This is a genomic window from Streptomyces sp. NPDC054863 (assembly GCF_053610825.1).
The window spans coordinates 1-6,911 of record NZ_JBSGZD010000372.1 but is presented as its reverse complement, the minus strand read 5'-3'; the positions used below and the strand labels follow the sequence as shown (position 1 = coordinate 6,911).

General features: G+C 71.3%; 8 protein-coding genes. 6 read left to right on the top strand and 2 right to left on the bottom strand.

Annotated features, from left to right (window positions below; translation table 11 throughout):
* Window positions 1–237 precede the first annotated feature (237 nt).
* Entirely contained in the window at window positions 238–684 is a 447-nt protein-coding gene (locus ACWGIG_RS35465) for a hypothetical protein (RefSeq protein WP_453325819.1), read from the bottom strand.
* A gap of 190 nt (window positions 685–874) precedes the next feature.
* Here ACWGIG_RS35465 and ACWGIG_RS35460 point away from each other — a divergent pair, with 190 nt between their 5' ends.
* On the top strand, window positions 875–1,591 hold the full coding sequence (locus ACWGIG_RS35460; RefSeq protein WP_453325818.1) for a uridine kinase family protein: 717 nt from the start codon (window positions 875–877) through the stop codon (window positions 1,589–1,591).
* 331 nt (window positions 1,592–1,922) lie between these two features.
* On the opposite strand, the gene ACWGIG_RS35455 is transcribed toward ACWGIG_RS35460, so the two are convergent.
* Window positions 1,923–2,744 carry a SigE family RNA polymerase sigma factor gene (locus ACWGIG_RS35455; protein ID WP_453325817.1) on the bottom strand — a complete coding sequence of 274 codons (822 nt, stop codon included), beginning with the start codon at window positions 2,742–2,744 and terminating at the stop codon, window positions 1,923–1,925.
* Window positions 2,745–2,925: 181 nt separating this feature from the next.
* On the opposite strand from ACWGIG_RS35455, the gene afsQ1 reads away from it, so the two are divergent.
* From afsQ1 to ACWGIG_RS35430, 5 genes are all read left to right on the top strand, one after another.
* A complete protein-coding gene (gene afsQ1, locus ACWGIG_RS35450; RefSeq protein WP_189820919.1) occupies window positions 2,926–3,603 on the top strand; it encodes a two-component system response regulator AfsQ1 in 678 nt (225 codons plus the stop codon).
* Window positions 3,600–5,138, top strand: coding sequence for an ATP-binding protein (locus ACWGIG_RS35445; protein WP_453325816.1), 1,539 nt, complete (start codon window positions 3,600–3,602; stop codon window positions 5,136–5,138). The genes afsQ1 and ACWGIG_RS35445 overlap by 4 nt, the downstream gene beginning before the upstream one ends.
* Window positions 5,138–5,797: a hypothetical protein gene (locus ACWGIG_RS35440; protein ID WP_453325815.1), complete on the top strand. Its 660-nt coding sequence runs from the start codon at window positions 5,138–5,140 to the stop codon at window positions 5,795–5,797. The genes ACWGIG_RS35445 and ACWGIG_RS35440 overlap by 1 nt, the downstream gene beginning before the upstream one ends.
* Before the next feature lie 196 nt (window positions 5,798–5,993).
* Complete coding sequence (locus ACWGIG_RS35435) at window positions 5,994–6,554, top strand: VanZ family protein (RefSeq protein WP_453325814.1); 561 nt, start codon at window positions 5,994–5,996, stop codon at window positions 6,552–6,554.
* Between the two features lie 91 nt (window positions 6,555–6,645).
* Window positions 6,646–6,846, top strand: coding sequence for a PspC domain-containing protein (locus tag ACWGIG_RS35430; RefSeq protein ID WP_189820923.1), 201 nt, complete (start codon window positions 6,646–6,648; stop codon window positions 6,844–6,846).
* Window positions 6,847–6,911: the final 65 nt, after the last annotated feature.

Here is a 6,911-nt window from a genome sequence, read left to right as displayed (position 1 = left end):
GCCCCCACCGGCGCGAGCCGTGAACCGTCTCTGCCCCGCGGCGAGCGGTTTAGGTGGAGGGGCGGGGAGGGGCCATCCCGCGAAGCGGCCCACCGCCCCGCACCGGTGCGTATGCCGGAGCGAGGGTGGGGCTTCGCGTGGAGGGGCGGCCCCGCTGCCCGAGGGAAGCGGCGGTAGCCGCCAAGAGGGCTCGGGGGCTGGGGCACCCGGTCCCCCTCAGCGCTCAGCCCTCAGCCCTCAGCCCCGCAAGGTTCCCGCCACCGTTCCCACCACCGGCAGGTCCTTCAGGGCGGCGCCCTTCGCCAAGGGAGCCGTGAGCGCCCCCGTGCTGACCGGCTGGAAGTCGGCGACCTGGGTGCCGACCGTGTTGTTGAGGGGGTCGACCGCCGTTTCGGCCAGCGGGTTGAGCCGCATGCTCGTCGCGGGGGCGAGGCCGCCCGTCGCCGCGTGCTGGAGCGCGCCGGTCAGTGCCTGCCCCGGGGCCGCGCCGGCCTCTTCGAGCGACTGGTCGACACCGGGCAGCGGCAGAGCGATCGGGGCCACGGCGAGTGCGGCGGGCGAGGCGGCCGGAGCAGCCTGGGCGGCGCCCGCTCCTGCCGACAGCGCGGCGCCGACCGCCGTCACCGTGAGGCCGGCCTGGAGCAGGGCGCGGCGCGGGGACTTGGGGGCTGTGTGACGTGCCATGAAGTGCGTACCCATCTGCGTCATGGAGCGAGTTGGCGGTTGTTCGTGGGCGGGTGATCGGTTAATCGTGCCCGGGTGATCACGATTGGGTAATCACGTGCGTACGCAGCGTAGTTGAGTGGCCCGGGTCGCAACGAACGACGTCGCCCGGGGAGACCTGGGCGGAGTGGATGCCGCACACTTGTATCCCGTGAGCTCATCTCCCGTACGCGCCCGCGTCGTCCTCCTCGCAGGCCCCTCCGGCTCCGGCAAGTCGTCCCTCGCCGCGCGCGCCCAGCTGCCCGTGCTGCGACTCGACGACTTCTACAAGGAGGGCCACGACCCCACGTTGCCGCAGGTCACGGGCAGTTCGGACATCGACTGGGACTCTCCGCTGTCGTGGGACGCGGATGTGGCGGTCGCCGCCGTCGAGGAGCTCTGCAGGACCGGGCGCACGACCGTTCCGGTGTACGACCTCGCCTCCAGCTCACGGGTGGACGAGGAGGCGCTCGACATCGAGCGCACGCCCCTGTTCGTGGCGGAGGGGATCTTCGCGGCGGACATCGTGGCGCGGTGCCGCGAACTGGGGGTGCTGGCGGACGCGCTGTGTCTGCGCGGGCGACCCTTCACGACGTTCCGGCGGCGGCTGATGCGTGATCTGCGCGAGGGCCGGAAGTCGGTGCCGTTCCTGCTGAGGCGGGGGTGGCGGCTGATGCGCGCCGAGCGGGGGATCGTGGCGCGGCAGGTGGCGCTGGGCACTTATGCGTGCGGCAAGGACGAGGCGCTGGGGCGGCTGGCTGCCGCTGCGGCGGGGCGGCGGCCGGGGGCGGCTTCCGCGTCGGCGGTCGTACGGGATGCGGACGGTGTGCCCGGGGCGGCTTCCGCTGCGCCCGGAACAGCTTCCGCGGCTGCGGAGTCGGCTGCGTAGGCCGCGCGCGGCTGGGTGGGTGATGCGGGCCGCGCGCGGCTGGGTGGGTGATGCGGGCTGCCTGCGGCGCCTGCCCCTCCTCCGAACCGCTGACCGCACGGCTGCGCCGTGCGTCCTCGAACACCGGACGGGCTGAAAGTGGCCCTGCACACGAAAACGGGACCCCGCCAGCCCCCCGGCCGACGTGATCCCGCTCCGCATTTCCCCCGTGCTCCCCCCGTACCCCCCGTGGATCCCCCCGGATCCCCATCTCCCCCGTGATCCCCCCCAGATCCCCCCGGATCTCCCGTACCACCGCCGTCTCCCCCGAAACAGCGGCCCCCCACATCCTTCAGGCGACGAGCTCGCCGAAGGACTCTTCCTCGTCACGGCCGAAGCTGAGGACCTCGTCCTCGCGCAGCCGGCGGAGCGACCGCCAGATGCTGGACTTCACCGTGCCGACACTGATGTCGAGGATGTCCGCGATCTCCGGATCGGTGCGGCCCTCGTAGTAGCGCAGGACGAGCATCGTGCGCTGGAGTTCGGGGAGGCGGGCCAGGGCCTGCCACAGGACCGCGCGCAGTTCCGTGCCGCGCATGGCGTCCGTGTCGAGAGCCGTCTCCGGCAGCTCCTCCGTCGGGTATTCGTTCAGCTTGCGGCGGCGCCACGCGCTGATGTGCAGGTTGGTCATGGTGCGGCGGAGGTAGCCCCCGACCGCCGCCTTGTCGCTGATCCTGTCCCAGGCGCGGTACGTCGAGAAGAGGGCGCTCTGGAGCAGGTCCTCGGCCTCGAAGCGGTCGCCGGTCAGGTGGTAGGCGGTCGCGTACAGGGAGGCGCGGCGCTCCTGGACGTAGGCGGTGAATTCCGCCTCCGCCGCAGTCGCGTGCGCACGCTCCCCCGAGCTCTCCCCGTACGTCGCCTCCGGTGCTGCCTGCGCTCCCCCGAGCGTCCCCCCGGCAGCTTCCTTCCCCCCGGTGCTCCCCCCGTGGGCACCCCCCGTTGCCCCCGGCGCGTCCACGACCGTCATGTACTGGCTGTACGACGACGACCGCTGACGCCCGGTGCTGCGACCGCACCCCCGCCCGGTCACAGCACCGGACTTCTCGATGCTCCGTACGACGTCGTGGAGACGCGTGACAACTGCGCTTGAGTTGGAGCTGTGCAGTGCGTTCATCTCGCGCCCCCCGTCGGTGGAGTCCGTAGCGTGCCGTGTGCAAATGAGATTGCCCGAGCAGTTTCATAGCGAGGTCCGGCGACTGTCACAGGGCTGTCACAGGGGTCGTGTCGGCAGGTCGGATCGGATGGGAGCGCTCCAACTGTCGAACTCGTACACCCCCATGGGCCAGAATGGCCGGGTGCCATTCCTGTTGCTGATCGAGGACGACGACGCCATCCGTACGGCGCTTGAGCTGTCGCTCACGCGTCAAGGGCACCGTGTTGCCACGGCAGCCACGGGTGAAGACGGATTGAAACTGCTGCGCGAACAGCGGCCCGACCTGATCGTGCTGGATGTGATGCTGCCGGGGATCGACGGTTTCGAGGTGTGCCGGCGCATCAGACGCACCGATCAGCTGCCGATCATTCTGCTGACGGCCCGGAGCGACGACATCGATGTGGTGGTCGGTCTTGAGTCCGGGGCCGACGACTACGTCGTCAAGCCCGTGCAGGGGCGGGTGCTCGACGCCCGGATCCGGGCCGTGCTGCGGCGCGGTGAGAGGGAGGCCAACGACGCGGCCTCGTTCGGGTCGCTGGTGATCGACCGCTCGGCGATGACCGTGACGAAGAACGGGGAGGATCTGCAACTGACCCCCACCGAGCTGCGGTTGCTGCTGGAGCTGAGCAGAAGGCCCGGACAGGCCCTGTCCCGGCAGCAGTTGCTGCGGCTGGTGTGGGAGCACGACTACCTCGGGGACTCCCGGCTGGTCGACGCCTGTGTGCAGCGGCTGCGGGCGAAGGTCGAGGACGTCCCTTCGTCACCGACGCTGATCCGTACGGTCCGCGGTGTGGGCTACCGGCTGGACACGCCTTCGTGAGTACGGTCGCCAAGCGGGCCCTGATCGCCGGGCTGCGCTGGACCAGCCTGCGGCTGCGGCTCGTGGTGGTGTTCGCCCTGGTGGCGCTGACCGCCGCCGTGTCCGTGGCGGGGATCGCGTACTGGCTCAACAGGGAAGCCGTGCTGACGCGTACCCAGGACAGTGCGCTCAACGACTTCCGACAGGCCATGCAGAGCCGGGTCGCCACCCTGCCCCTCCAGCCCACCCAGACCGAACTCCAGACCGCCGCCGAGCAGATGTCGGCGATGAGCACCAGCCCCGGGTACAGCGTGCTGCTCGTGGACAGCCGCGACGGCGGCAAGCCCGTGGTCGGGTACTCCGACCTGGACGCCTTCACGCTCGACGACGTACCGGCGAAGCTTCAGGAGCAGGTGAGCCGGGAACAGCCGGTCACCGCGGGGAACGCGTATCCGTACCACCTGTTCTGGGTGCGTACGAATCTGCGCAACGCGCCGTATCTGGTGGGCGGGGCCAAGGTCATCGGGGGCGGGCCGACCGGGTACATGCTGACCTCGCTCCAGCAGGAGCGGGACGATCTCAATTCCCTGGCGTGGTCGTTGGGGATCGCCACCGGGTTGGCGTTGCTGGGGTCGGCGCTGCTGGCGCAGGCCGCGGCCACGACCGTACTGAAGCCGGTGCAGCGGCTGGGCGACGCGGCGCGGCGGCTGGGGGAAGGGAAGCTGGACACGCGGCTGCGGGTGTCGGGGACCGACGAACTCGCCGATCTGTCGCGGACGTTCAACAGGACCGCCGCCCAGTTGGAGAAGAAGGTCCTGGACATGACTGCGCGGGAGGAGGCGAGCCGGCGGTTCGTCGCCGACATGTCGCACGAGCTGCGGACGCCGCTGACCGCGATCACCGCCGTGGCGGAGGTGCTGGAGGACGAGGCGGACAACCTCGATCCGATGATCGCGCCCGCCGTGCACCTGGTGGTGAGCGAGACCCGGCGGCTGAACGACCTGGTCGAGAATCTGATGGAGGTCACCCGGTTCGACGCGGGGACGGCCCGGCTGGTGCTCGACGACGTCGACGTCGTCGACCAGGTGACGGCCTGTCTCGACGCCCGGGCCTGGCTGGACGCGGTGGAGCTGGACGCGACGCGCGGGCTGATGGTGCGGCTGGATCCGCGGAGGCTCGACGTGATCCTGGCGAATCTGGTCGGGAACGCGCTCAAGCACGGCGGTTCGCCGGTAGGGGTGTCCGTGCGCGCCGACGAGGACGAGCTGGTGATCGAGGTACGGGACCACGGCCCCGGCATCCCGGCGGACGTCCTGCCGCACGTCTTCGACCGCTTCTACAAGGCGAGTGCGTCGCGGCCCCGCTCGGAAGGCAGCGGGCTCGGTCTCTCCATCGCCATGGAGAACGCGCTCATCCACGGAGGCAGCATCTCGGCCGCCAACTCGCCCGACGGCGGTGCGGTGTTCACGCTGCGGCTGCCGCGGGGCGCGGAGGACGCGGAGTGCGCGGAGTCCGGGGAGCAGGCCGACGACATCCAGGTGCGGGGGCAGAGCTGATGCGGCTGAAGAAGCGGGCGGGCGTCGTGTGCGCCGTGCTGGTGGCTCTCGCGGCCACCGCGGGGTGCGGCATCCGCACCACCCAGGTGCCCGTCGACGCGGGGGCCGCGCCGTCCCGGGTGTCCTGCGACGTACCGGCCAAGTCCGCGGACGAGCAGGCGCAGGCGGGCTCCACGGTGCGGGTCTTCCTGGTGTGCGGGGCCGGTCTGGTGTCCGTGCAGCGGGTGGTGGCTGTACCCGAGGAGACGATGGCGGCGAACCGGATGCGGGCCGCCCAGGCGCTCCTCGACGAGCTCCAGCGGGACCCGTCCGACGAGGAGGAGCAGGCCGGGTTCAGTACGGACGTGCGCGGCACGCTGACGGTGTCCGGGCCCAGGCAGGGGGACCCGAAGGAGGCGCTGCGGCTCAGCCGGGAGCCGGACGACCTGCCCACGCACGCGCTGGCCCAGATCGTCTGTACGTACTCGGGGAGCGCGGCCGACGACGGCGGCGGCTCGGTCGAGCTGGGCGGGCCCTCCGAGGATCCGCCCCGGAAGTACCAGTGCACGGCGGCCATGAAGGCGCGCCCCGAGACGGTGCCGACCCTGAGCGACGTACGGCGCTCACCGGCGGCCACGGAAGGTACGGAGCCGACGGCCCCGGGCGCCTCACCGTCGTGACGTGACGGCGGACCTCACCACCGTGACGGCGGGCCTCACCACCGTGCCAGCGGGCCTCTCCACCGTGTCGTCTCGGCGGGGCCTCTCGGCGTGACTGTTCGTAAATAAACCTTCTGGCGGGCCCCGATCGCACCTTTCCGGGTCCTCTTGCCCCGGCCGGGGAACCGATCCGCTCGGCCCTCGCGTCTTGGGGGGCGTGCGTCAAGGTCTGAGCGGCAGTGCCGTCATCCGCTACCGCGTGACGGGGAGTCTTCTCCTCCTCGCGCATCTGCTGCTCGTTGCATGGGTGAGTCTGCGCCCGCTCGACGACGTGCTGTGGGTGACCGCCCCCAATTTCCAGCCGCTGGCCGGCATCCGGGCGGACCTGGCACTGGGCCCCGTGGAGGCCGCCCGCCGGATCGGCGAGGGTCTTGCGCTGCTCGCACCGCTGGGGGTGCTGCTGCCGATGGCGGGCGGGCGGCTGCGGGTGTCGCCGTTCGTCTCTCTCGTACGCACCGTGGCGGCCGGCGCCCTGCTGTCGCTCGGCATCGAGCTGTGGCAGACCGGGGTGCCGGGTCAGGTCGTGGACGTCGACTCGCTGCTGCTGAACACGGCGGGCGTCGCGCTGGCCCACCTTGTCGTCGTACCGCTGACGCGGGCCCGGCTGCGGCGCAGGTGGGAGGCGGCTCGTACTCGGGTAGGGGGTGCGACCCCGAGCGAGGAGGAGGCGGGGCAGGGGTCGACCCCGAGGATTTCCAGGGTCGGGGTCGCCCGGTAGAGCGATGCCCGGACGGGGTCGCGGCGGGAGTATTGAGTACATCGGGAGCCGACGAGGCGCTCCCCCACCTGAGCTCGCGAAGGAGCCCGCCATGACCGCACTTGTCCGCCCCCGCGACGGCCGTGTGATCGGCGGAGTGTGCGCTGCGCTGGCACGGCGCTTCGGCACCTCCGCAACCACGATGCGCGTGATCTTCCTGGCCTCCTGTCTGCTGCCGGGACCCCAGTTCCTGATTTACCTGGGCCTGTGGGTCTTCCTGCCGGGCGAGAAGACCTCGAAGACCGCCTGGTAGTCCGTACGCACGTAAGGAATACGCACGGCGAAGGAACACGCACGAAGGAATACGAAGAAGGGGCG